The 23,685-nt window shown below is 45.3% G+C and carries 23 protein-coding genes; 15 read left to right on the forward strand and 8 right to left on the reverse strand.

The features are described 5' to 3' along the window. Positions 1 to 13: 13 nt before the first annotated feature. From asd to truA, 5 genes are all read left to right on the forward strand, one after another. On the forward strand, positions 14 to 1,132 hold the full coding sequence (gene asd / locus NI465_RS07670) for an aspartate-semialdehyde dehydrogenase (RefSeq protein WP_005245919.1): 1,119 nt from the start codon (positions 14 to 16) through the stop codon (positions 1,130 to 1,132). 120 nt (positions 1,133 to 1,252) lie between these two features. Next, positions 1,253 to 2,839: a FimV/HubP-related protein gene (locus tag NI465_RS07675; protein WP_004729474.1), complete on the forward strand. Its 1,587-nt coding sequence runs from the start codon at positions 1,253 to 1,255 to the stop codon at positions 2,837 to 2,839. A 66-nt stretch (positions 2,840 to 2,905) separates the two neighbouring features. After that, positions 2,906 to 4,222: a T4P machinery localization factor FimV gene (fimV, locus tag NI465_RS07680; protein ID WP_005261728.1), complete on the forward strand. Its 1,317-nt coding sequence runs from the start codon at positions 2,906 to 2,908 to the stop codon at positions 4,220 to 4,222. Positions 4,223 to 4,269: 47 nt separating this feature from the next. Beyond that, on the forward strand, positions 4,270 to 5,238 hold the full coding sequence (locus NI465_RS07685) for an asparaginase domain-containing protein (protein WP_005261727.1): 969 nt from the start codon (positions 4,270 to 4,272) through the stop codon (positions 5,236 to 5,238). 14 nt (positions 5,239 to 5,252) lie between these two features. After that, a complete protein-coding gene (truA, locus tag NI465_RS07690; protein WP_005261726.1) occupies positions 5,253 to 6,050 on the forward strand; it encodes a tRNA pseudouridine(38-40) synthase TruA in 798 nt (265 codons plus the stop codon). A 91-nt stretch (positions 6,051 to 6,141) separates the two neighbouring features. Here the strand turns inward: truA and NI465_RS07695 are convergent, their stop codons facing one another. Then, the gene (locus NI465_RS07695; RefSeq protein WP_253144924.1) at positions 6,142 to 7,149 is read right to left on the reverse strand and encodes an AraC family transcriptional regulator; all 1,008 of its coding nucleotides are present in this window, start codon (positions 7,147 to 7,149) and stop codon (positions 6,142 to 6,144) included. A 231-nt stretch (positions 7,150 to 7,380) separates the two neighbouring features. Here NI465_RS07695 and infA point away from each other — a divergent pair, with 231 nt between their 5' ends. The 3 genes from infA to NI465_RS07710 all read left to right on the forward strand — a co-directional run bounded on the left by infA (position 7,381) and on the right by NI465_RS07710 (position 8,658). Beyond that, a complete protein-coding gene (gene infA, locus NI465_RS07700) occupies positions 7,381 to 7,602 on the forward strand; it encodes a translation initiation factor IF-1 (RefSeq protein ID WP_001284370.1) in 222 nt (73 codons plus the stop codon). A 134-nt stretch (positions 7,603 to 7,736) separates the two neighbouring features. Further along, positions 7,737 to 8,117: a hypothetical protein gene (locus NI465_RS07705; RefSeq protein WP_253144927.1), complete on the forward strand. Its 381-nt coding sequence runs from the start codon at positions 7,737 to 7,739 to the stop codon at positions 8,115 to 8,117. A 142-nt stretch (positions 8,118 to 8,259) separates the two neighbouring features. Further along, positions 8,260 to 8,658, forward strand: a complete 399-nt coding sequence (locus NI465_RS07710) for a hypothetical protein (protein WP_253144929.1) — start codon at positions 8,260 to 8,262, stop codon at positions 8,656 to 8,658. A 73-nt stretch (positions 8,659 to 8,731) separates the two neighbouring features. Here NI465_RS07710 and leuB read toward each other — a convergent pair whose 3' ends face one another. The 4 genes from leuB to leuC form a co-directional block, all read right to left on the reverse strand. Further along, positions 8,732 to 9,811: a 3-isopropylmalate dehydrogenase gene (leuB, locus tag NI465_RS07715; protein ID WP_004278493.1), complete on the reverse strand. Its 1,080-nt coding sequence runs from the start codon at positions 9,809 to 9,811 to the stop codon at positions 8,732 to 8,734. 42 nt (positions 9,812 to 9,853) lie between these two features. Further along, positions 9,854 to 10,417 carry a hypothetical protein gene (locus NI465_RS07720; RefSeq protein ID WP_253144932.1) on the reverse strand — a complete coding sequence of 188 codons (564 nt, stop codon included), beginning with the start codon at positions 10,415 to 10,417 and terminating at the stop codon, positions 9,854 to 9,856. Positions 10,418 to 10,504: 87 nt separating this feature from the next. Next, positions 10,505 to 11,155 carry a 3-isopropylmalate dehydratase small subunit gene (leuD, locus tag NI465_RS07725; protein WP_044111835.1) on the reverse strand — a complete coding sequence of 217 codons (651 nt, stop codon included), beginning with the start codon at positions 11,153 to 11,155 and terminating at the stop codon, positions 10,505 to 10,507. Between the two features lie 99 nt (positions 11,156 to 11,254). Then, entirely contained in the window at positions 11,255 to 12,688 is a 1,434-nt protein-coding gene (gene leuC / locus NI465_RS07730) for a 3-isopropylmalate dehydratase large subunit (protein ID WP_005250608.1), read from the reverse strand. Between the two features lie 261 nt (positions 12,689 to 12,949). On the opposite strand from leuC, the gene NI465_RS07735 reads away from it, so the two are divergent. The 3 genes from NI465_RS07735 (at position 12,950) to ovoA (ending at position 16,577) form a co-directional block, all read left to right on the forward strand. Next, the gene (locus NI465_RS07735) at positions 12,950 to 13,186 is read left to right on the forward strand and encodes a DUF2061 domain-containing protein (protein ID WP_005107971.1); all 237 of its coding nucleotides are present in this window, start codon (positions 12,950 to 12,952) and stop codon (positions 13,184 to 13,186) included. A gap of 190 nt (positions 13,187 to 13,376) precedes the next feature. Further along, positions 13,377 to 14,252, forward strand: a complete 876-nt coding sequence (locus tag NI465_RS07740) for a LysR family transcriptional regulator (RefSeq protein ID WP_004278498.1) — start codon at positions 13,377 to 13,379, stop codon at positions 14,250 to 14,252. 150 nt (positions 14,253 to 14,402) lie between these two features. Further along, positions 14,403 to 16,577, forward strand: coding sequence for a 5-histidylcysteine sulfoxide synthase (gene ovoA / locus NI465_RS07745; RefSeq protein WP_253144935.1), 2,175 nt, complete (start codon positions 14,403 to 14,405; stop codon positions 16,575 to 16,577). A gap of 48 nt (positions 16,578 to 16,625) precedes the next feature. Here ovoA and NI465_RS07750 read toward each other — a convergent pair whose 3' ends face one another. Together NI465_RS07750 and NI465_RS07755 are read right to left on the reverse strand one after the other, a co-directional pair. Then, positions 16,626 to 16,874, reverse strand: coding sequence for a DUF2789 family protein (locus tag NI465_RS07750; RefSeq protein ID WP_004278500.1), 249 nt, complete (start codon positions 16,872 to 16,874; stop codon positions 16,626 to 16,628). A gap of 160 nt (positions 16,875 to 17,034) precedes the next feature. Continuing rightward, entirely contained in the window at positions 17,035 to 17,685 is a 651-nt protein-coding gene (locus NI465_RS07755) for an HAD family hydrolase (protein ID WP_005250603.1), read from the reverse strand. Between the two features lie 182 nt (positions 17,686 to 17,867). On the opposite strand from NI465_RS07755, the gene NI465_RS07760 reads away from it, so the two are divergent. The 3 genes from NI465_RS07760 to NI465_RS07770 all read left to right on the forward strand — a co-directional run bounded on the left by NI465_RS07760 (position 17,868) and on the right by NI465_RS07770 (position 21,280). Continuing rightward, positions 17,868 to 18,350, forward strand: a complete 483-nt coding sequence (locus NI465_RS07760) for an RNA pyrophosphohydrolase (protein ID WP_004278502.1) — start codon at positions 17,868 to 17,870, stop codon at positions 18,348 to 18,350. A gap of 89 nt (positions 18,351 to 18,439) precedes the next feature. Next, positions 18,440 to 20,737 (forward strand): phosphoenolpyruvate--protein phosphotransferase, encoded by a 2,298-nt coding sequence (gene ptsP / locus NI465_RS07765; RefSeq protein ID WP_005250601.1) that lies wholly within the window; start codon positions 18,440 to 18,442, stop codon positions 20,735 to 20,737. 42 nt (positions 20,738 to 20,779) lie between these two features. Next, complete coding sequence (locus NI465_RS07770; protein WP_005245903.1) at positions 20,780 to 21,280, forward strand: hypothetical protein; 501 nt, start codon at positions 20,780 to 20,782, stop codon at positions 21,278 to 21,280. On the opposite strand, the gene NI465_RS07775 is transcribed toward NI465_RS07770, so the two are convergent. Beyond that, positions 21,277 to 21,456: a DUF7230 family protein gene (locus tag NI465_RS07775; RefSeq protein ID WP_004729442.1), complete on the reverse strand. Its 180-nt coding sequence runs from the start codon at positions 21,454 to 21,456 to the stop codon at positions 21,277 to 21,279. The two genes, NI465_RS07770 and NI465_RS07775, sit on opposite strands and share 4 nt — an antisense overlap. 620 nt (positions 21,457 to 22,076) lie before the next feature. Between NI465_RS07775 and NI465_RS07780 the strand changes: the two genes are divergently transcribed. Next, the gene (locus NI465_RS07780) at positions 22,077 to 23,597 is read left to right on the forward strand and encodes a catalase (RefSeq protein ID WP_253144937.1); all 1,521 of its coding nucleotides are present in this window, start codon (positions 22,077 to 22,079) and stop codon (positions 23,595 to 23,597) included. The last annotated feature ends 88 nt before the right edge of the window (positions 23,598 to 23,685 follow it).

Genomic DNA, 23,685 nt, shown 5'->3' on the forward strand with positions numbered 1-23,685 from the left:
GAGGCAAAGTGACATGAAAGTAGGTCTGGTCGGTTGGCGCGGGATGGTTGGTTCCGTCCTTATGCAACGTATGGTTGAAGAGAATGATTTTGCTCATTTTGAGCCATTCTATTTCTCTACCAGTAATGCAGGCGGTGAAGCGCCGGCATTTGGCGGTAAGACCGCCCCAGCACTTATGGATGCATCAGACATTAACAGTCTGAAGCAAATGGATGTCATTATTACCTGTCAAGGTGGCGAATATACCTCTGAAGTTTTCCCGAAACTGAAAGCTGAAGGCTGGAACGGTTACTGGATTGATGCAGCATCGACCTTACGTATGGATGATGAAGCCATCATCGTACTTGATCCGGTGAACATGCATGTGATCAAAGACGGTCTGGTCAAAGGCACCAAGACTTTTGTCGGCGGTAATTGCACAGTTTCCTTGATGCTGATGGGCTTGGGCGGTCTGTTCCAGAACAATCTGGTGGAATGGGCAACTTCAATGACCTATCAGGCCGCTTCAGGTGCAGGCGCACAGAACATGCGTGAACTGATCAATGGTATGGGTTATTTATATAACAATACCAAAGAGTTGCTAGATGATCCGCGTTCTCCAATTCTGGATATCGACTCTAGAATTGCTGAATTACAACGTGGTGAAGGCTTCCCGTCTGCAAACTTTGGCGTTCCTTTGGCTGGCTCACTCATTCCTTATATCGACAAGCAGCTGGAAAGCGGCCAGTCGAAAGAAGAATGGAAAGGTCAGGTTGAAACCAACAAGATTCTGGGCAATCAGCAGATCGTACCGATTGATGGTCACTGTGTGCGTATTGGTGCCATGCGTTGTCACTCTCAGGCATTAACCCTGAAATTGAAAAAAGATGTACCTTTGGATGAAATCGAAGACATCATTGCACGTGCCAATGACTGGTCTAAAGTGGTTCCAAATACTCGTGAAGCATCGATGACTGATCTGACGCCTGTTGCTGTAACAGGTACTTTAAGCGTTCCAGTAGGCCGTCTGCGCAAGCTGAACATGGGTAAAGAATATCTGGGTGCATTCACTGTAGGTGACCAGTTGCTTTGGGGTGCCGCTGAGCCGTTACGCCGTATGCTGCGTATTCTGATTGATTATAAAAATGCCTAATATCCTTTGGATATAAAGCCAAAAGCCGATCTTTATTGATCGGCTTTTTTATGTAACTATTGCGTAAGTATTTTACAAAAAACAAACATCCCGTTAATCTATAATTTTCGCTATGCGATAATGACTGAGCTCACGATTAAGATGACTGTATATAACAAATTAAAGCTTGCCATTTTAGCCATTGTCGCTTCACAAAATATTTATGCGATTAATGTAGATCCGGTTCAGATTCAGTCTGCCCCAGGGGAATTACTCTACGCAGAAATGACTTTTCGGCAGTCTGATATCAATTTGCCGATTGAAGTCAGTCTGGCTTCACCTGAAGATTTACTCTCGATAGGTGCATCGCATCAGCCACCTGGTCATCTGAACTTTTTTACTCGGCGCAGCAATAATGGCACCGGGGTTATTACTATTACTTCTTCTCGCCCCATGACAGAGCGCGAGCTGAATATTATTGTCAAAATCAAGGAAGGCAATGCTGCACGTCTGCAACATATCCGTACGCCCTTACAAGCTAAAACTGATTTATTAAAAGCTAGTCTCAAACAGAATGAACGCCCGCTTGCACCAGTTGTCGTCGTCAGTGAAAAAGATATTGCACTCAACTTACCCGTAAGTAGCCATTACAGTACAGCAGCTTCCGCTGCCTCAAATAAGCCACCGGTTTTAGAAAAGCCATTGGCATTGCAACGCACAGCACCACCTGTATTATCGAATATTTCCATTCCTAAAACTGCATTTGCACCAGCTGTAATGACATCAAGTCCAGCGATTCAGGCGCAAGCGATTGCGCCTGTGCTTAAAAGCGAGGCTGTAACTGCACCCGATATTCAAGCCCCAGTTAAAACTGCAGCGGCGCTTTCAGATTCAGTAAAGACCTCACAAGCAACTCTTGCATCGCCGGCTCCTGCAGCAGCCTCGACTACAAACAAACCAACCAGTACGATACCAGCAAATCAAAGTGCATCAGCACCAAATAAAGCAAATATGCAGAAAGCTGTAGAGTCCCATTCTGATCATCAAACTGCTTCCAGTGATCCATTGGTGAAAAAATTTGCTGAGGAACAAGCCAGAAAATCAACTGGATCAGCTAATCCGGTGAAAACTCCAGCTCCAGTTACTACAAAAGCTTCACCAGTCAAAGCAACTCCGAATCAGACTCAACCTACTTATGTAGTTCAATCCAATGAGTCACTGTGGGGAATTGCCTCACGAATTGCTCAACAGCAGCAGCGCCCGGTCAATGAAGTCATGCAACAAATTAAAAAAGACAATGAGCATGCTTTTATTGGAGGAAATGCCAATCGTCTACGTAAAGGTGCTGCATTGAACTTAAATACGACTCATCCTACACCTGCGCCTATTAAAGTCACTGCGGCAAAGCAAACCGAGCTACCGTCTAAGCCTACTGGCAAGACTAAATACCGCCTGAATCAGGCAGAAATGAGCCTAGTGGCTGAGAACCAGCGCGATTCCGGGCAAGTTTCTGCAAACCAGAACACAGAACGCAATCAAACATCAAAGGAATTGTCATTAAAAGTTATGACAGCCCGAGAAAAAACCGTTAAATTACAGAGAAACGTAACTGAATTAGAATTGGCACTCAATCAGAAGGATCACAGAATTCAGTTATTAAATGCGCGTCTGGCCCAGCTACAACAACAGCTCAAAGCCCAACAAGCAGATAAGAAGCCAATTAATTAAAAAGTTACACATGACGATTTATTGGGATAGGCGAACTTAAACTACTCTATCCCCAAGGGGTAAAACATGCTGATTTATGTGATTCCATTAGTGATATTGATCATCGTATTAATTGTCTTTAAAAAACGACAAGATGCTCAAGAATCAGATAAAGCAAAAACTAAAACGGTAAAAGCGAAAAAACCTGGCTCTGCTTCAAAAGCTGCTCCACAAAGAACCAAAGTAGTGGAGCCAGTCGGGGTCACAAAAAAATCAGCAACGCCATTATCAGCAGAAACATGCAAGAAAATTGAAGGCCTGATTCAGGAACGTAATTTTTTTGCGGCCGAAGCACAGATTAATCAGGCACTGAATCGGGATAATTCCCAGCATGAACTCTATCTGTTGTTATTGGATATTCATATCTTACAAAAAGATGAGTTTGCGATTTCACAGCTGCTCAACCATATCCGCTCTTTGCATTTAGATGAGATTCTGGCGCAAGCTGAAGCGAAACAGCGTGAATTTGAAAAATCTTCATCTGCTGTACAAGATACCATTGATTTCCCAAGTGCCCAGCCTAAAACTTCTTCTGCGCAGGAAGCTACTTCAACTTCAGATGCTTTTGCCGATCTGGTTGCACCGGCCCCTTCAAATGAACTGGCATTTGAACAATTGCAGCAGGACTTTCAATCAAGCAAGCCGGCCCCTGTTGCAGAACCTGTAACAGATATTCAGCCACTTGAATTTAATTTTGAACCAAAGACTACCCCAGTAGAAACACCAAAAGCTGAAGAGGCTCCTGTACCTGCTGCTCCTTCTGTAGATTTTGAATTTCAGAGTACATCTACAGATATTCAAACTACAGCAGTAACAGAAACGGCACCTGTCTTAGACTTTAAACTGGATTTGGAACAATCTGCTCCAGTAGAAACAGCACCAACTGTGACTGAGGAAATCAAGCCTCTCGATTTTTCATTCTCACTTGACACACCTGTACCAGCAGCTGAAAAAACGGCTGTGCCAGCGACTGAGTTTGACCTGTCTAGCTTGACAGCTGCAGCACCTGTGGCAGAACCAGCGTCACAAACCAATCTATCAGGCATGGATTTTAAATTAGATCATTTAGAAACCACGCCAGAAGCACCTGCTGCGACAGCGATGAATTTCGATCTTCCTGCTACACCAGCTCAGGCAACGATAGACCAGCATGATCCGCTGGTGCAATCTTTCCCGGAATTACTGGATGTTAATGAAGCAAGTCTTAACCTGGATCTTGCCCAGCAATATATTCAACTCGGTGCCTATACCGCTGCTCGTGAAGTCATTGCGGAGCGAGAAGCTGAATATACTCCTGAGCAACAACAACGCGCCGAGCAATTACTGAATCAAATCGCATCTTGATGCATTTCGATTTACACTAAAGCAGTCAATAATTGGCTGCTTTTTTTATGATAAAAAATATTGCATTAATTTATATGGGCGGCACATTCGGCTGTGTGGGAGACCCTCTTGCACCGATGCCTGCTGATTTATTTATTCCAAAGCTCGAACAGATACTCGCAGAGCATTATTTCGTCGAATGCTATCATGCACCCGCTATTAAGGACAGTAGTGCCTGTACAGCAACCGACTGGTTGCAACTGGTACAGTTTATTCAGCAATTGCAATCGCGGCAGATCCAGCATTTTGTGATTATTCACGGTACAGATACACTGAGTTATGCCAGTGCAGTACTGGCACATTTTATTGGAAACTCGGCGCATGTGGTGTTGACCGGTAGCCAATATCCGTTGCTGAATGCTCAAGACAATGAACAGCGTGAATTTAGCGATGCCCTGGATAACCTGAAATTTGCATTAGATTCGGTCAGCACCTGTAGCGCCGGAGTCTATCTGGCATTCCATCATCAGCTGCTACATGCGCAAACTGCACTGAAACAGCATACTACCGAGTTAAATGCCTTTGCAGGTCTTGAGGCCAATATCGCAATCCAGACCCATCAACCGTGTTATCAGGTCAAGGTAGAAGATATTGCGAAAGCGGCTGAATTCAACTGCATGAGCATCATGATGCAGCCGATTGATCTGGCTCAGCAGCTGAATAACTTGAACAACCTCTTGGCTCGACCACCGCATTTTCTATTTTTGCAAGGTTTTGGCACTGGCAACCTGGCGGTCAATGACACCATGATTGCGCTCATTGATCAACTCTATGAGCAGGGCTGCATTTCCGTCTTGACCACCCAAGTGCCTTTTGGTGCGACGGATCAGCGCTATGCTATTGCCGAATGGGTCAATCACTGCAAAATTTTGCTGAATGAAAGTTATGGACATGCGGATCTGTATGCAAAAGCCCTGAAAATGTATTTACAATACGACACTGTAGAGCAATGGCATCGTCATTGGTACGATCAATAAGGTTTGAGGTCATTATGCAGCGTTTTGCGGTGGGAATTGAGTTTTGTGGGATGCATTATCGGGGATGGCAGACTCAACAGCCGGGAGTTGCAAGCGTACAGGAAACCATTGAAAGGGTCCTGAGCCGAGTTGCCGATCAACCGATTAGCCTACAGGGTGCCGGCCGCACGGATGCCGGGGTACATGCGACCAACATGGTGGCACATTTTGATACTGATGCCGTGCGTTCTGAACGTGGCTGGCTGATGGGCTGCAATAGCCAACTCCCTAAAGACATCTCGATCCAGTGGATCAAAGAAATGGATCACAGCTTCCATGCCCGTTTTAAGGCACAGGCGCGCCGCTATCGCTATGTGGTCTACAACCACCCTGTACGCCCGGCATTGCTGCATAAACAGGTCACCCATGTCTATGCACCGCTTGATGTTGAACAGATGATATACGCCGCGAAAAAGTTTGAAGGCACGCATAACTTTGAAAGCTTCCGCGCCGCAGCCTGTCAGTCCAATCAGCCCGTTCGTCATGTCAGCCATTGCCACCTGATTCAGCATGGTCAATATCTGGTATTGGATATTCAAGCCGATGGCTTTCTGCACCATATGGTGCGCAATATCATGGGCTGTTTACTGGAAATTGGTCAGGGTATGTACGCTGCCGATCATATTGATACTATTTTCGCTGCCGAAGATCGTAAAGCCGCAGGCGTGACTGCACCAGCAGATGGTTTGTATTTTATTCATGCTGACTATCCGGCGCAGTTTGAATTACCGGAGTTACCCTTAGGTCCACATTGGCTGAATATGCCGGAATAGTTTTTAAATTTTTTAGAATATTTACCTCCCCTAACCCCTCCTAAAAGGAGGGGAATTCCTCCCTTTTTTAAAGAGAGGTTAGGAGGGATTTTTAACGCTGCTTCCGCTTCCGATATTCCACTGGCGTTTCATTGGTCCAGCGTTTAAAGGCACGATAGAAGGTACTTGGCTCGGAAAAACCGGTCAGATAGACAATCCGCTCGACGCTCTCATTGGTACTCGCCAGCAAACGCTTGGCCAGACGACAACGATAATCCGAGAGAATCTGCTGAAAACTGGTATGTGCCTCACTCAGTTGTGTTCTCAAACGGCGTGGCGTGATGTTCAGCTGGGCTGCCACAGTTTCTAGCGTGGTTTCGCCACTCTCCAAAGTAGAGCCGATTGCACGACGTACTTCACCGACCAGATCATATCTTGCCAGTTCCTGTAGCTTTTCAATGGCCAGTTGCTCATGCAGCTGCAACAGCTCAGGTTCAGCCTGCCACAGCGGATATTCCAGGATAGTCGGATCGAAATACAAACGGGTTTCTTTCTGACCTAGACTGACCGGACACTCATAAACCCGGAAATATTCATCATCAGGTCCCCCTTTAGAAAAATTAAAATCGATATAAATCGGCTCAAAACGCCCTTCAGTAATAAACTTAAAAAATCTGAGTACACCTGACATGGCGCATTCAGTAAAATGACGATTCACTAGACTTTCAGCAAAAGGCTGTTCACCATTGGTTAAATAGCAGCGGTCATCTTCAATCACCAATTTGGCAGCAAAGGCATCGCTAATCAGTCGCTGATAAGCCAAAGCACGTTTCAGTCCTTCACCAAAATTTTCAGATGATACAAACAAGTGTTCAATGACCTGACCACGATAAAGTGGCAGGTGCTCACCCAGATGCAATCCAATGTCCGGGTCTTTGCTGACTTCCTCTGCCGCCACCCAAAAGGCATACTGGGCACTCAGCGGAGTACGGTCATTGGCCTCTACCTGATTTAAAGCCACTCCCGCTTTGGTCAAAAGTTCTTCTGTTGGCAACCCCGCACGACGAATCGCCTGATAGCCTAAACGCAATACGACTGATGCATCCGTTAGCTGACTCACTCAAAAGCCTTCCTTGTATGTACTTCATTTATACTTAAAAAGATTAATTTTAGATTAACTGTGATTGACCAAACTGACAACAGAAACAGGTGTCTTTTTAGTTAAAAAAATTATCGTGACAGTTCGCCTATTTTACTGGCAGATGATCAGTCTAACGCCCGTTTCGTCTTGTATTTTGCAAAAAAATTGACTATAATTTGCGCCTTTCCAATTTATTCATTCAGGTAGGCTATGGCCAATAAAGAGGAACTCATCGAGTTCGAAGGCGTTGTCACCGAGACGCTTCCTAATACTATGTTCCGTGTACGTTTAGAGAACGGTCACGAAGTGATTGCCCACATCTCTGGTAAAATGCGTAAACACTATATCCGTATTTTAACTGGCGACAGTGTGAAGGTTGAAATGACACCTTATGATTTGACTAAAGGTCGTATCACATATCGTGCACGCTAAGTTTTAGCGCAAGCAAAAGCCACTTTTAGTGGCTTTTTTATTACTTGAATTATTTATCAATCAATAAAATAATTTGACACAGGCCTATAAATTCACGACTATTCATTGAATTAAAAACAACATGTATAAAAACAATGAATATGAGATGCTTATTCCTACTTTCCAGCTTGTTTCTCGTTGCATGCGCTACCGGCGGTAATCAGCATCTGCATCAGTCTCTACAACCTTATGTGGGTCAAACTGCCGCACAAGTTCGTAGCCAGCTTGATCTTCGTGCAATGGGATTCAAGACCTCCCAGCAACCGATTCAAACCGCAGAATTTCTCAGCTACACTATTTTTCGGGAGATGAATATTCCAATGGGTACACCGAATATCAGTCAGAGTATCTCGATCGGTGCACCAATGCCGATGCCCTCAAATGGTGGTTATAACATTGAGATGAAATGCCAAATCTGGTTTGACTTGAAAGATGAAATTGTTCAAGCCATCCGCTATACCGGTAGAGCTTGTTAAGCTGTACTCATCGAGTTCAAAGCCTGGATCGGATTAAATCAGAGATCGACTTCATTACTCTACTTCTACCGTGTATCAAATCACAACAGTATTTTTGCATGGAATGCGCTTACACTCATTTCATTTGGTGTGAGGACAGCTCATGAAGTTCACACTGATTTTAGTATGCTGTACAGCATTGAGTTTGCTTAATGCATGCAGCACCACCTCCTCAACGGCTGCACAGCGTGATGCCTATTTACAACAGTTCATTGGGCAAAGCAGCCAACTGATCGATCAAACTCTGGATCTAAAACGTTTAGGTTACCAGCAGATCAGTGGGCCTGAACGCAGCGCCAAGCAATTAAGCTATGTGGTACAACGCCCCATTACCATTCCTTTGCCTGTAGCGCAGTTTCCTGCCACAGGGACAGGCACTGTACCGATTCCTGTCTCAGTAAGTCCTGCCGGCGGCTACGACGTCAAATTGCAATGTAAAATCACCTTCTTACTCAAAGATAATATTGCGACCGCGGTACGCACCACAGGCCGAACCTGTTAAGGGGTTTAAGCTTTGGAATTTCTATTATAAAAAAACGCAGCTCAAGGCTGCGTTTTTTTGAATCAAAACAGGCTTAGTTCAATGCAGCAACGACTGCTTGACCCATTTCAACCGTACCGACTTTTTGCATGCCTTCAGACATGATATCTGCCGTACGCAAGCCTTGATCCAAGACCTGACCTACTGCATCTTCAATCGCTTTAGCAGCCGCTTCTTCACGGAAGGTATAACGCAACATCATCGCCACCGAAAGAATCGTCGCTAATGGATTTGCCAGGTTTTGACCGGCGATATCTGGTGCAGAACCATGACAAGGCTCATACATGCCCTTGCCATTTTCATCCAGAGATGCCGATGGCAACATGCCGATTGAACCGGTCAACATCGCAGCTTCATCAGACAGGATATCACCGAACAGATTCGAGGTGACAATCACGTCAAACTGCTTTGGCGCACGCACCAGTTGCATTGCGGCATTGTCGACATACATATGCGATAAATTAATTTCAGGGTATTCGGCATCTTTCAGTGCAGTCACTGTCTGTTTCCACAGTTCAGTTACTTCAAGCACGTTGGCTTTATCCACTGAACATACTTTACCACCGCGCAAGTTGGCCATTTCAAAAGCGACTTTGGCGATACGCTTGATTTCAGATTCTGAATAAACGTCAGTGTTATAGCCTTGTTTCTCGCCATTTTCCAGTTCACGGATACCGCGTGGCTGACCGAAGTAAATACCACCGGTCAATTCACGCACAATCAGAATATCCAGACCTGCTACGATTTCAGGCTTTAAACTTGAAGCATCAGCCAATTGCGGATAAAGAATGGCTGGACGCAAGTTAGCAAACAGGTTCAGTTCACTACGCAATTTCAATAAACCACGTTCCGGACGAATTGAGCGCTCAATCGTATCCCATTTTGGACCGCCCACGGCACCGAGTAAAATCGCATCAGCTTTTTTAGCCTGTTCAGAGGTCACTTCAGGATACGGTGAACCATGTGCATCAATGGCTGCACCACCGAGTAAGCCCTGTTCCCATGTCAAATCGAGATTAAATTTTTCATTTACGCGTGTGAGTACTTGCTCTGCGGCTTTTACAATTTCAGGGCCGATGCCGTCACCAGCTAAAATCAAAATTTGTTTAGACATGAGATTTTCCGTTTAAAACGTCAGATTCAGACCTGACAGAGGTTAAATTTTCTTTTCTACAAACTCTGCAATCCCGGTGACTGCATTATAGGGTTTGCAAAAACGACGAATGGTTTTTTGCTCTTGTACCAGATCTACGCAAAGCGGATCCGGCGCCGAAGAATTTAATAAACTGCTGCTACGCGCACTACGGTCACGAAACATTTTTAAGCTATAGCGGTTATTGGCCTGAAAACGATGGAATACATGTAAAGTTTCCGCTTTATCCTTACTGATCGGATAAAAACGCACGACCAGTTCATGCTGTCCTGCCGGCACAGATAAATAAATCGGATTGGCCTGATTTAAATTTTTGGCCTGCAAGCGCACCAGTTTCTGCTTCAGCGCCTCATCACTGATGCGGCCATTGTCGGCGTTGACAATAATGGTCTGATTGAAGCGTTCGAACTGGCAATCTGGCGTCCCTGTACAGTAGATCAGGGCATTGCTTTTGCTCTCAGTATTTTCTTTGGCATGTTTGAGTTTCATCGTGTCGATGCTTTGACATGCAGTCAACAGCACCGATACTGCACTTAAAGCAAGCCACTGTTTCCAATAATTCGCCATAATGTCTGTCTTACCTAATCAAAAAACTCAATAATCTTCCGATATTAGCAAGGGCATCGCAGTCATGCCATGACAATTTTTACTGATTTATCCATGAATTTCGGCAAATACCCAAGGACGCGATTGTTTGGTTTTTTCTTCATAGGCACGAATATCATCCGCCACCTGCAAAGTTAAGCCAATATCATCCAGACCATTTAACAGGCAATGCTTGCGAAATGGATCGACTTCAAACTTAAAGCTTTCACCCGTAGGGGTACGAACTTCTTGTGCTTGCAAGTCAATGGTCAGTTGATAACCTTCATCTTCCGCACATTCCTTAAATAACTGCTCAACAATATCTTCAGCCAAAATCACAGGCAACATACCGTTTTTAAAACAGTTATTAAAGAAAATATCAGCAAAGCTTGGCGCAATTACGGTACGGAAACCGTATTCACTCAAGGCCCACGGCGCATGTTCACGGCTAGAACCACAACCAAAGTTGGCACGTGAAATTAAAATAGATGCGCCCTGATAACGTGGCTGGTTCAAGACAAAGTCCGGATTGATCGGACGAACTGAATTGTCCTGACCTGGATAACCTTCATCCAAGTAACGCAATTCATCAAATAAATTTTCACCAAAACCGGTACGTTTGATCGATTTCAAAAACTGTTTTGGAATAATTAAATCGGTATCGACATTGGCACGGTCTAAAGGTGCAACGATACCTTGTTCAACGGTATAAGCTTTCATATTTATTTCCCAACGAATTCGTAACCTCTCCCTACCCCTCTCCTACAAAGAGAGGGAACTCCTTCTCCCTCTGGGAGAAGGTCGGGATGAGGGCTTAAACTAGAATGAACGAACATCAACAAAGTGACCAGCAATTGCCGCTGCCGCTGCCATTGCGGGGCTCACCAAGTGGGTACGACCGCCATTGCCCTGACGACCTTCAAAGTTACGGTTCGATGTTGAAGCACAGTGCTCGCCTGGTTGCAATTTGTCAGCATTCATTGCCAAACACATAGAGCAGCCTGGTTCACGCCATTCAAAGCCCGCTTCGATCAGGATTTTATCTAAACCTTCCGCTTCAGCTTGTGCTTTCACCAAACCAGAACCTGGAACGACCATCGCCTGTTTAATGGTGGATGCCACTTTCTTGCCTTTCGCCACTTCAGCCGCTGCACGGATATCTTCAATACGTGAGTTGGTGCACGAACCGATAAAGACACGATCCAGCTGAATCTCAGCCAAGGCCTGACCGGCAGTTAAGCCCATATATTGATAAGCACGTGTCCAGTCATTGCGCTGTACGTCATCTTTCGCCTGTTCCAACGTTGGAACTGCTTGAGAGACTGGAATCACCATTTCAGGAGAAGTACCCCAAGATACTTGTGGCTCAATCTCTTCACCTTGCAAGACCACAACGGTATCGAAGTGCGCGCCTTCATCAGAATGCAAGGTATTCCAGTAAGCAATAGCTTGATCCCACTGCTCGCCTTTCGGTGCATATGGACGGTTTTTCACGTATTCAATAGTCTTGTCATCGACAGCAACCATCCCTACACGGGCACCGCCTTCGATCGCCATATTACATACCGTCATACGGCCTTCGATCGACATATCACGGAACACCTGACCACCGAATTCAATCGCGTGACCTGTACCACCTGCCGTACCAATCTTGCCGATAATCGCCAAGACCACATCTTTCGGTGTCACGCCCTGACCTAATTTTCCGTCAACGCGCACCAACATGTTTTTCATCTTCTTTTGAACCAGGCATTGGGTCGCCAATACATGTTCAACTTCTGATGTCCCGATCCCATGCGCCAAACAGCCAAAAGCACCGTGTGTTGCAGTATGCGAGTCACCACACACCACCGTCATGCCCGGTAAGGTCAAGCCTTGCTCCGGCCCGACCACATGCGCGATGCCCTGACGGATATCATTAATATCAAATTCAACAATATTAAAGGTCTTGCAGTTGTCATCCAAAGTTTGCACCTGGATGCGCGAGGTTTCATCTTCAATTCCGGCAACACCCTGCTCACGCTCTTTTTTCGAGGTCGGTACGTTATGATCCGGTGTGGCAATATTCGCGCTTAAACGCCATGGCTGGCGCCCGGCCAGTTGCAAACCTTCAAAGGCCTGTGGAGAAGTCACTTCATGTAATAAGTGACGGTCGATGTACAGTAAGGCAGAACCATCATCACGTTGCGTTACTAAATGGTCGTCCCACAATTTGTCATATAATGTTTTTGCTGTTTGGGTTGCGCCTGCCATGTCGATGTACTCCACTGGACTGGGTAAATTCTTTCTCTGATTTTGATTATATCGCTGCAATCACATAAATCTAATTTATCATTTTTATCAGTTAAAAAACTTTTTGGAATCTTTTAAAAGCTGAATCAAATCAGACTTTCACTTTATTTTCATCAATCTAATTTTCCGATTAATTTATTAAAAATATTCGTTTTCACAAATTAAATGAGAATTATTATTATTTCTTCATCGACAGAGATGATGATTTTGAGGAACTTCGACATGGCACATATTCAACGCTTTGTAGACAATAACCAGCGCATGTTTAAAAAGACTTTCAGCTACTACATTATGCATATTACCGTAGCGATGATTGTGGGTTATTTGGTGACTGGCAGTCTGACGATGGCGATTGCCTTGAGTTTATTAGAACCAACGGTACAGGCAGTGGCTTTCTTCTTCCATGAAAAAATCTGGGAGCGTAATAACCAACAGCAGAATGAGGACATTACCGTCTAAACTCTTCGGTCGAGGTTCCTGATAAAAGACTACCTTTATAGGTGGTCTTTTTTAGTTTTAAAAATGCCAAGGCTTTGAAAATGTATAGTAATTCAGCACTGCAACATAGATGAGCTAATTTTGCTTTGATTTATTCTTAAAATATAACAATAATATATTTACACATAAAAATTCTTTATAGGTGGTTAAGATGAATCTCGCAGCCTTTGAAGCCTTCGTAAAAGTCATGGAAACCGGTTCGATTTCTCTGGCCGCAGATCAGCTCTTCATTACCCAGCCTGCTGTCACCAAACGTATTCACAGTCTGGAAGAATACTTTGGGGTCAAGCTGTTTGAATCTGCCGGACGTGGTGTACAGGCCACCCACGCGGCGCACTCTCTGTTGCCTAAAGTGAAAAACTGGCTGAATGAACTCGGTGATATTCATTATACCTTGAGCCATGAACAGGGTCAGGTACAGGGCAAACTAAAAATTGGTACCAGTCATCATATTGGCCTGCATCATCTGCCGAGTCATTTGCGCCGTTATGTTCAGGAATATCCTGACGTGACTCTGGATGTGCATTTTGTCGATTCCGAGCAGGCGCATGAACAAGTGATTGCCGGCGATCTGGAACTGGCATTTTTAACCTTGCCGCCACGGGGTGATGCGCGTCTGAATTATGTGACTATTTGGAATGATCCTCTAGTCTTTGTGGTGGCACCGTTTCATCCGCTGGCGCAGCAAAAAAATCTGTGTCTGGAAGATTTGCTCGACTATCCAAGCCTGTTGCCCTCATCACAGACCTATACCTCGCAAATTACTTTGGCCGAATTTGAGAAACAGGGCATCAAACCGAAAGTCAGTATGAGTAACAATCCGCTGGAATCGATCCGGATGCTGGTATCGATTGGCTTAGGCTGGTCGGTACTGCCAAAAACTTTGGTCAATCATGACCTGCACCAGCTGGATATTAATCTGGAAATGAACCGTCGTTTGGGCATGGTCTGGCATCCCGGTCGTACTCAGTCCAAAGCAGCTCAGGCTCTGGTTCAGCTCATGCAGGGTGCCTCGCTGTCTATTTAAGCCGTTCCTGAACATGCTGCATCCAAAACGGTGCAGCATTTTGTTACCTAAATACACCCCATCTGGCGATATCTTTCGAGTATTTTTAAGACAATTCCATTCTTTTGCAGTGCAGAGGAATGCTTAAAACTATTCGATGGAGCCTGACGGATGCAGCTCGATTCTCCCTTAAAATCCCACTCTCAAGATAAAACCAATACAAGCAGCCTGTGGCTTTCGGCCAAACCGATGCTGCTGCCCACGCCGGCACTTGATTTTGCCGATGAACAGACTGCCCGGCACTGCCTGCGCGAATATTTCCTGAACACCTTTGACACCTATGAACAACTGTTTGAATGCCTCAAACATGAAGATGCATTTTTCATCAAGCCGATTACTTTACGTCATCCGCTAATTTTTTATTTTGCCCATACCGCCACTTTTTTTGTCAATAAACTGCTGCTCAGCAAGCTAATTAGCGAACGCGTAAATCCGCATTTTGAAAGTATCTTCGCGATCGGTGTAGACGAGATGAGCTGGGATGACCTGGATGAAGTGCACTATGACTGGCCCAGTGTGCAGGAAGTCCGTGATTATCGGCATCAGGTACGCGCCCTGATCCTGAACATCCTTGAACATGCTCCGCTAACTCTACCCTTAAACTGGCAAAACCCTTGGTGGACCATCATCATGGGCATCGAACATGAACGGATCCATCTGGAAACTTCTTCTGTGCTGATCCGCCAGCATGCTTTGGAACATGTACGCCAGCATCCACAGTGGCGCGCCAATCTCATTACCGGCATGGCTCCGGATAATCACTTGCTGGAGGTACCTGACGGCAAGGTGCTTTTGCAGAAAGATTTTAACCATCCATTTTATGGCTGGGACAATGAATACGGCCGGCATGAAGCCGAGGTTGCAGCTTTTGCAGCCTCCAAATATCTGGTATCGAATCAGGAATTTCTGGCCTTTGTCGAAGCTGATGGCTATCAGACCGAACACTACTGGAGTGAAGAAGGTCTAGGCTGGCTGCAATTTTCACAAGCTGCTCATCCCTGTTTCTGGCGCAAAACTGAATTAGGCTGGTCACTGCGATTGATGCTAGAAGAAGTGCCGATGCCTTGGGACTGGCCGGTAGAAGTGAATTATCATGAAGCCAAGGCCTTTTGTCAGTGGAAATCCCAACTGCTGGGAAAAACCATTCGCTTGCCGACTGAAGATGAATGGTATCGCCTGTATGCAGTTTCCGATCTGGATTCAGATTTACCGAGCCCTGAACAGGCCAATATCGAGTTGAAATACGGCACCAGCTCCTGTCCGGTCGATCATTTCAAGCAGGGCGATTTTTATGATATTCAGGGCAATGTCTGGCAGTGGACTGAAACTCCGATCTATCCATTTCAGGGTTTTCAGGTGCATCCGCTTTATGATGATTTCAGTACACCAACCTTTGACGGTCGCCATAACCTGATGAAAGGTGGCTCCTGGATTTCGGCGGGCAATGAAGCTTTATATAGTTCCCGCTACGCCTTCAGACGGCATTTCTTTCAGCACGCTGGTTTTCGCTACGTCGCCTCTGATCAGGCACTGCAACATTTCCCTTCGAACTATGAAAGCGACCAGCTGGTCTCCCAATATCTGGAATTCCAGTACGGCCCCGAATATTTTGGTATCGCTAATTTTGCCAAAACACTGGTCGATCTGGCACAACCCTATTTTCAGCAAGTGCCATGTCATCGTGCCTTAGATATTGGCTGTGCTACCGGCCGCGCCAGCTTTGAACTGGCACACTATTTTGATCAGGTGACCGGTCTGGACTTCTCAGCACGTTTTATCCAGCAGGCAGTCTATTTGGCTCAAGGCAATAGGGTACGTTATCAGCTGCCGCTAGAAGGTGAATTAAGCGAAGAAAAAAGCTGTTCACTTGAAGATGTCGCTTTGGAACAGTTTGCGTCAAAAACGGAATTTTTTCAGGCCGATGCCTGCAACCTGAAAGCACATTTTAGCGACTATGATTTTATTCTGGCAGCGAACCTGATTGACCGGCTGCATCATCCGAAAGACTTTTTATTGCAGATTCATAAACGTATCAATATAGGTGGAATTTTAATGCTGAGTTCGCCCTATACCTGGCTGGAAGAACATACGGCGCGTAGCGAATGGCTGGGCGGTTTTCAGCAGGATGGGGAAAAGATCACGACTTTGGCTGGTATTTCCAACATTTTAACCCAGCACTTTGAATTGGTGGCCGAACCCCAAGATGTGCCTTTTGTGATTCGAGAAACGGCCAGAAAGTATCAACATACCCTGTCACAAGTCACGATCTGGAAACGGATTCGCTAAAGGTAAGGTCATAGTCTAAAAAGCCAATCATACGATTGGCTTTATATCTTATCCTTCACTGGTTGAATTTTCATGCAAGGATTCATTGAGTTGATCTACCACAATCGCCCATTCGCCATCAGAGGCTATTTTCTCGCTTAAAAATTGACGTTGTGCCTCTGACCAATACGGCGCATCCAGTAAAGTCAGATCTTTATGCAATTGATGCTCGTGAATAAATGTTTCAATACCTTCTGCACTGGCATCCAAGCCAAGCTGTTGGAACAGATGTGTCATACGTGGTCGAACGTGAGTCATATCTCATACCTCAGAATCTACTATTGTTATCATGTCCTGTTTTTCGAGCATAGCATGTCTGATTCAGCTGGACTGTGAAAAAACATTAATATTCAAATGAGGCAAATAAAAAGCACAACCGAAGTTGTACTTAATAATCACATCAATGAGTTCGGAGTGATTAGATCGACCAGTCCTGTATTTTCCAACCCTGTTCTTGGGCTAAAGTTTCCAAGCGATCATCCGGATTGACTGCAATCGCATGATCCGCATATTCCAGCAAGAAACGGTCATTAATAGAATCTGAATAAGCCCAAGACTCGGTTACGTCGCGGCCTTCCAGCCATTGTTCCAGACGCACCAGCTTGCCTTGCTGATAGCATGCGGTATTGATGACTTTACCAGTATATTTCCCATCAATGACTTCAGCATTGGTGGCAATAATTTCAGTAATTCCGAATTCACGAAAAATGGGTGCGGTAATAAAGTCTGAAGTTGCGGTAATCCCCACTAAGGCATGCCCTGCTTCACGGTGGCGCTCAATGGCTTTAAAACCTTCAGGACGCATTTGTGGACGAATGACTTTTTGCATGAACAGTTGATGTAATTCAGTCAAATAATGATTGTCATGTTTGGTCAGAAACTGGAACACAAATTCATTATAGGCATAAGGATCCAGCTGACCTTTTTTATAATCGTCATAGAACTTGTCATTCATGGCGCGATGCTGAACTGGATCGACCAGGCCCTCACTGACCAAAAACTCTCCCCAAGAATGATCCGAATCCGTGTTTAACAAGGTGTGATCGAGATCAAATAGCGCCAATTTCATGAAAATACTCGTTAAAACTGAAATTTAAGAAAAAAATTGTAAATCTATCTCCGCTAGTCGATAGAAATTCGTTAAGATCATAGCAATTTTAACATTTTTAAACTTTGCTTTTTTCGAGTTGGATAACGAAATAATGCTCCCCGATGGCAAAGGCATAAATTAAACAATTTTTAGGTAGCCAAATGATCGACTCTGAAGGTTTCCGACCGAATGTCGGGATCATTTTGGCAAACGATGCTGGACAGGTTTTATGGGCAAAACGCATTGGTCATAATGCATGGCAATTTCCACAAGGCGGAATCCAATATGGAGAAACCCCTGAGCAGGCACTCTATCGTGAGCTGAGAGAAGAAGTTGGCTTATTGCCCGAACACGTCCAGATAGTCGCGCAAACCAAAGGCTGGTTGCGCTATCGTTTGCCGCATCGATACATTCGTACGGACTCTGATCCGGTCTGTATCGGTCAAAAACAAAAGTGGTTTTTACTCAAACTCACGGCCCCCGTTCAGCATATTCAGTTGAATCTGTCTGATCCGCCCGAATTTGATCAATGGCAATGGGTCAGTTACTGGTACCCACTCGGTCAAGTCGTGAATTTCAAACGTGATGTTTACCGCAAAGCCCTGGTGGAGTTGTGTCAGCAACTACCCCAGCAAAAACCTTAAAAAATCGCATAAATAATGCAGATTTTTTACGCGGCTATTGTTATAAATAAACTTAATCACTGAAATTCTGAATAGACGGAGCAGACCTTATGTCGAATATGCAACTGGACACCTTGAGACGTATTGTTCAGGAGATCAATGCGTCCACCAGTTTGCATGAATCACTCGACATTATGGTCAAGCATGTGGCCGAGGCCATGCAGGTTGATGTCTGCTCGATCTATCTCCTCGATGAACGCAATCAGCGTTATCTGCTCATGGCGTCTAAAGGCCTGAATGCAGAATCTGTCGGCCATGTGTCTTTGCAGACCGGTGAGGGTCTGGTGGGCCTGGTTGGACAACGTGAAGAAATTGTCAATCTGGACAATGCCCCTAAACATGAGCGCTTCCTGTTTTTACCTGAAACCGGTGAGGAAATTTATAACTCCTTCCTCGGTGTGCCGGTGATGTACCGCCGTAAGGTCATGGGTGTACTGGTGGTTCAGAATAAAGAATCACAGGACTTTTCTGAAGCTGCTGAATCCTTTCTGGTCACACTCTGCGCGCAGCTTTCTGGCGTCATCGCCCATGCCCATGCCGTTGGCAATATCGATGTATTCCGTAAGCCGAGCAACCTGCCCGCCTATAAAACCTTTCAGGGAGTTTCTGGCTCCGGTGGCATTGCCTTAGGTCGTGCAGTGATTCTCTATCCGCCAGCAGATCTTGCCGCAGTCCCTGACCGTGAAGCAGATGACATCAGCGAAGAACTGCAGCTCTTAGATAACGCGCTAAATTCAGTCCGTGAAGAAATCCAGTCACTGGATGACAAAATGCAGGATGCGTTAATGGCCGAGGAACGCGCACTGTTTAGCGTGTTCTTGCGTATGCTGGATGAAAATGCCCTGCCTGCAGAAATCAAGGCTTTTATTCGTGAAGGTCACTGGGCACAAGGCGCCGTGCGAATTGTTATTGACAATCATGTGGCACAATTTTCCCAAATGGAAGATGATTATTTACGTGAGCGGGTAGCGGACTTAAAAGATCTGGGCCGCCGTATTCTGGCGCGCTTACAGGAAGCCGATGCCAGTCACCGTGAATTGACCGATGAAAGTATTCTGATTGGTGAGGAAATTTCGACGGCTGCACTGGTTGAACTACCTGTAGATAAAATTGCCGCGATTGTCACTACCGAAGGCGCCATGAACTCACATATGGTGATTGTGGCGCGTGCTCTTGGTATTCCGACCGTGGTCGGCGTGACCGAACTGCCGATCAACACCCTCGATGATGTAGAGATGATTGTCGATGCACATCAGGGCCGGGTCTTTATTAATCCCCCACGTCGCCTGCGCAGTCGCTATAAAGAAATTCAAAAAGAAGAAGAACAGCTTGCTAAAGATCTGCGCCAGTACGAAACCAAAGATGCGATTACCCCGGATGGCGTGGCGGTCAAACTCTACGTCAACACCGGCCTGATGATTGATGTGGTGCGTGGCGTGCAGCGTGGTGCCAAAGGTGTCGGTTTATACCGTTCTGAAATTCCGTTTATGTTGCGTGACCGCTTCCCGGGCGAGGAAGAACAACGTGCGATTTATCGTCAGCAGCTCAGTCACTTTGCCAATAAACCGGTGGTGATGCGAACGTTGGACATTGGTGCAGACAAAGACCTGCCGTATTTCTCGATTGAAGAAGAAAACTCGGCACTCGGCTGGCGTGGCATTCGTTTTACCCTGGATCATCCGGAAATTTTTTCTTCACAGATTCGCGCCATGCTCAAAGCCAGTATCGGACTGAATAACCTGCATATTCTGCTGCCGATGGTGACCAGTGTCAGCGAGGTCGAGGAAGCGCTCTATCTGCTGGAACGTGACCATGCGGCGATTCAAGAAGAAGAACAGGTCAAGGTAAATAAACCAAAACTCGGCATCATGGTGGAAGTGCCGAGTGTGCTTCATCAGATTGATGAATTTTCCGAACTGGTGGATTTCTTCTCGGTCGGCTCCAACGATCTGACCCAATATCTGTTGGCTGTGGATCGCAATAATCCACGGGTAGCCAATGTCTATTCACATTTACACCCTGCAGTACTGCGTGCCCTGACCCGTCTGGTGCAGGACTGTCATCGTAATGAAAAACCGGTCAGTATCTGCGGTGAAATGGCGGGCGATCCGCTGTCTGCAGTTTTGCTCATGGCCATGGGCTTTAATACCCTGTCGATGAGTTCCAGTAATATTTTGCGGGTACGTAAAACCATTTGTCATGTTCCGATGAGTGATGCACAAGAATTGCTGCAACATGTGTTAAAAATGGACAATCCGCTCATGGTAAAAAGCTGGTTAGAATATTATTTCAGAACCCATGGTTTAGGGGATATGGTGAAATCTGCATCACGTATGGTGAGTGCCTAATACGGGACTTTTTCCAGTCCCTCGACAGTGGTAGAGGTGGTTATGGAATTTCTGGTCATCCTGTTCATGATTGTTGCGGTGTTCTATGTGGTCATTCTTGCACCGGCCTTGGCTGCCCGCAAAGAAGCTCATAATTCCGGTTCATCTTATATACGCCCCGCCAGCAATCGAGCAATGAGCTATGCCGATCGGCCTAAAATGACTCCATTATTGGGCATTGAAATTTCGGCATCGCAACGGCGGCGTTTAGGCAGAGATGACCCCTCCGTCATTGCTGCCAGACTCTATCACCAACAAAAAGATCAATTTGCCAGTTTTCAGCAGGCCAGACCACAGCCTCATTCCCCTCACCACAAAGCACCAGTGCAAAGCAAACTCAATAAATTCTTTAATGACTTAATCGCGGATGAATCGACAACATCATCCCGGTATCCAAATCAATATTCGCAAACTCGTAACAACCGACCTGTCGCCCCGCTCTCTCCAGTTAAAACTAATCCTAAGCAGCCCCCACGTCGTCCCCAGCCACCTTACAGACCTTAAGCGGCCATTAAAAAAGGGCGATCTTCCATGGAATATCGCCCTTGTCTGTGCTTGTTGTAGCCACGTTTTGCATTTTTCTTTCGGTCTACAAAGACCTGGCTTTTGTTGACTTCATGCATGTGTTTTGCCACAAAATTGTGGATCACCACCTGCTCGGCTGTTTTTTTCTTGGCCATTTTACTCTCTATGTGATTTTGAGGAAGGAGTGAGATAATTATAGGGCCGACTGATTAATTTTCAAGCATATTTGCCAATGCTTTTTTAAAAATAAAGACCATCTGGATAGGATTTTCTGTATGCAAAAATGCGAGCTATAGCCAGAAAACACCCTTATTCCATTCATTATTTTTATGGGTTTCTTCAGACCAACAAAACTTAATTAAAAAACCATTTAAAATAAATCAGTTATAAAATTGTATTTTAAATGATACTTTTCACTTATTATTTTTATCCTTTGATAAAAACATATTATGGACTTAGATATTGTTATTTTCGTTTAATCCCATTCATTATTCGAGTTATTCAAAATATATAGAATTTGATATTGTCACAGAGTGGAAAACCCGTTACTTTTTAAGAGTAACCATTTAATTTTCAACATTTTAAACTTTATTAAATTTAAAAATATTTTTTGAGTGAGCTCACTCAATTATACCCTGAATTCCGTTTTGTGCTGTAACACCCTTTATTTAAAGATATTGTAAATATAGCGAAACCTGATCTGATTAGCATATATCTCAATATTTTATGAATACTAGGTAAACGACATAAGATATTCAAAACTTGGAGAGGAAAGATGAGCCAAGATTTTAAAAAATGCCCTGTCACCCACCTGACCACTGAAGCTGGTGCCCCTGTGGTCGACAACCAGAACAGTATGACGGCAGGTGCGCGTGGACCTTTACTTGCCCAGGATTTATGGCTGAATGAAAAACTGGCCAACTTTGTCCGCGAAGTGATTCCAGAGCGTCGTATGCATGCCAAAGGTTCAGGTGCTTTTGGTATCTTTACCGTGACCAATGATATTACCCAATATAGCCGCGCTAAAATTTTCTCTGAAGTCGGCAAAAAAACCGAAATGTTTGCCCGTTTCTCAACAGTGGCGGGTGAACGTGGTGCGGCCGATGCGGAACGCGATATTCGCGGTTTTGCCTTAAAATTCTATACTGAAGAAGGCAACTGGGATCTGGTCGGCAATAACACCCCGGTGTTTTTCCTGCGGGATGCGCGCAAGTTCCCTGACCTGAATAAAGCAGTCAAACGCGACCCGAAAACCAACAAGCGCAGCGCCACCAATAACTGGGATTTCTGGACACTGTTGCCTGAAGCTTTGCATCAAGTGACCATTGTCATGTCCGACCGCGGGATTCCGACCGGTTACCGTCATATGCATGGTTTTGGCAGTCACACCTTCAGTTTTATCAATGCCAAAAATGAACGCTTCTGGGTAAAATTCCATATGCGTACCCAGCAAGGCATCCAGAACCTGACCGATGCTGAAGCTGCAGACTTGATCGCCAAAGACCGTGAAAGCAGCCAGACCGACCTGTTTGATGCCATCGAACGTGGTGACTATCCAAAATGGAAAATGTACGTTCAGATCATGCCGGAACTGGAAGCCGAAACAGTGCCTTATCATCCATTTGACCTGACCAAAGTCTGGCCAAAGGGCGATTATCAACTGATTGAAGTCGGTGAATTCGAACTGAACCGCAATCCGGAAAACTATTTCCAGGATGTAGAACAAGCAGCCTTTGCACCAAGCAATCTTGTACCGGGTATCAGCTACTCACCGGACCGTATGTTACAGGCACGTTTAGTGAACTATGCCGACGCAGCGCGTTACCGTGTTGGCGTGAATCATTCACAGGTTCCGGTCAATGCTGCACGCTGTCCTGTACATTCGAATCGCCGTGATGGTCAGGGCCGTATGGATGGCAACTATGGTTCATTGCCACATTACGAGCCGAACAGTTTTAGCCAGTGGCAGGAACAACCGGAATTCAGAGAACCGCCACTGAAAATCACCGGTGATGCCGATTTCTGGGACTTCCGCGAAGATGACAATGACTACTTCAGTCAGCCCCGTGCCCTGTTCAACCTGATGAATGATCAGCAGAAACAGGCACTGTTTAATAACACGGCCGGAGCGATGGGTGATGCGCTAGATTTCATTAAATACCGTCACATCCGCAACTGTTACGCTTGCGATCCAGCTTATGGGCAAGGCGTTGCTAAGGCCTTAGGTATGACTGTAGCAGATGCCCAAGCAGCACGTGAAAGCGATCCAGCCAAAGGTTTGCCTAGCTTTCTCTAAGCCAGTTTAGACATGTATAGAAACCACCTTCGGGTGGTTTTTTATTGCGGCATCAAGCACTATAGAAGCAAGTCAGCACAAAAAGAAA

The sequence above is a fragment of the Acinetobacter lwoffii genome (assembly GCF_024129855.1).
Classification (GTDB): Bacteria; Pseudomonadota; Gammaproteobacteria; order Pseudomonadales; family Moraxellaceae; genus Acinetobacter; species Acinetobacter lwoffii_L.

Excerpts from the sequence above, each read along its gene's own strand:
- asd (WP_005245919.1), top strand. The coding sequence starts at position 14 with ATGAAAGTAGGTCTGGTCGGTTGGCGCGGGATGGTTGGTTCCGTCCTT.
- NI465_RS07675 (WP_004729474.1), top strand. The coding sequence starts at position 1,253 with ATGACTGAGCTCACGATTAAGATGACTGTATATAACAAATTAAAGCTT.
- fimV (WP_005261728.1), top strand. The coding sequence starts at position 2,906 with ATGCTGATTTATGTGATTCCATTAGTGATATTGATCATCGTATTAATT.
- NI465_RS07685 (WP_005261727.1), top strand. The coding sequence starts at position 4,270 with ATGATAAAAAATATTGCATTAATTTATATGGGCGGCACATTCGGCTGT.
- truA (WP_005261726.1), top strand. The coding sequence starts at position 5,253 with ATGCAGCGTTTTGCGGTGGGAATTGAGTTTTGTGGGATGCATTATCGG.
- infA (WP_001284370.1), top strand. The coding sequence starts at position 7,381 with ATGGCCAATAAAGAGGAACTCATCGAGTTCGAAGGCGTTGTCACCGAG.
- NI465_RS07705 (WP_253144927.1), top strand. The coding sequence starts at position 7,737 with ATGAATATGAGATGCTTATTCCTACTTTCCAGCTTGTTTCTCGTTGCA.
- NI465_RS07710 (WP_253144929.1), top strand. The coding sequence starts at position 8,260 with ATGAAGTTCACACTGATTTTAGTATGCTGTACAGCATTGAGTTTGCTT.
- leuB (WP_004278493.1), bottom strand. The coding sequence starts at position 9,811 with ATGTCTAAACAAATTTTGATTTTAGCTGGTGACGGCATCGGCCCTGAA.
- NI465_RS07720 (WP_253144932.1), bottom strand. The coding sequence starts at position 10,417 with ATGGCGAATTATTGGAAACAGTGGCTTGCTTTAAGTGCAGTATCGGTG.
- leuD (WP_044111835.1), bottom strand. The coding sequence starts at position 11,155 with ATGAAAGCTTATACCGTTGAACAAGGTATCGTTGCACCTTTAGACCGT.
- leuC (WP_005250608.1), bottom strand. The coding sequence starts at position 12,688 with ATGGCAGGCGCAACCCAAACAGCAAAAACATTATATGACAAATTGTGG.
- NI465_RS07735 (WP_005107971.1), top strand. The coding sequence starts at position 12,950 with ATGGCACATATTCAACGCTTTGTAGACAATAACCAGCGCATGTTTAAA.
- NI465_RS07740 (WP_004278498.1), top strand. The coding sequence starts at position 13,377 with ATGAATCTCGCAGCCTTTGAAGCCTTCGTAAAAGTCATGGAAACCGGT.
- ovoA (WP_253144935.1), top strand. The coding sequence starts at position 14,403 with ATGCAGCTCGATTCTCCCTTAAAATCCCACTCTCAAGATAAAACCAAT.
- NI465_RS07750 (WP_004278500.1), bottom strand. The coding sequence starts at position 16,874 with ATGACTCACGTTCGACCACGTATGACACATCTGTTCCAACAGCTTGGC.
- NI465_RS07755 (WP_005250603.1), bottom strand. The coding sequence starts at position 17,685 with ATGAAATTGGCGCTATTTGATCTCGATCACACCTTGTTAAACACGGAT.
- NI465_RS07760 (WP_004278502.1), top strand. The coding sequence starts at position 17,868 with ATGATCGACTCTGAAGGTTTCCGACCGAATGTCGGGATCATTTTGGCA.
- ptsP (WP_005250601.1), top strand. The coding sequence starts at position 18,440 with ATGTCGAATATGCAACTGGACACCTTGAGACGTATTGTTCAGGAGATC.
- NI465_RS07770 (WP_005245903.1), top strand. The coding sequence starts at position 20,780 with ATGGAATTTCTGGTCATCCTGTTCATGATTGTTGCGGTGTTCTATGTG.
- NI465_RS07775 (WP_004729442.1), bottom strand. The coding sequence starts at position 21,456 with ATGGCCAAGAAAAAAACAGCCGAGCAGGTGGTGATCCACAATTTTGTG.
- NI465_RS07780 (WP_253144937.1), top strand. The coding sequence starts at position 22,077 with ATGAGCCAAGATTTTAAAAAATGCCCTGTCACCCACCTGACCACTGAA.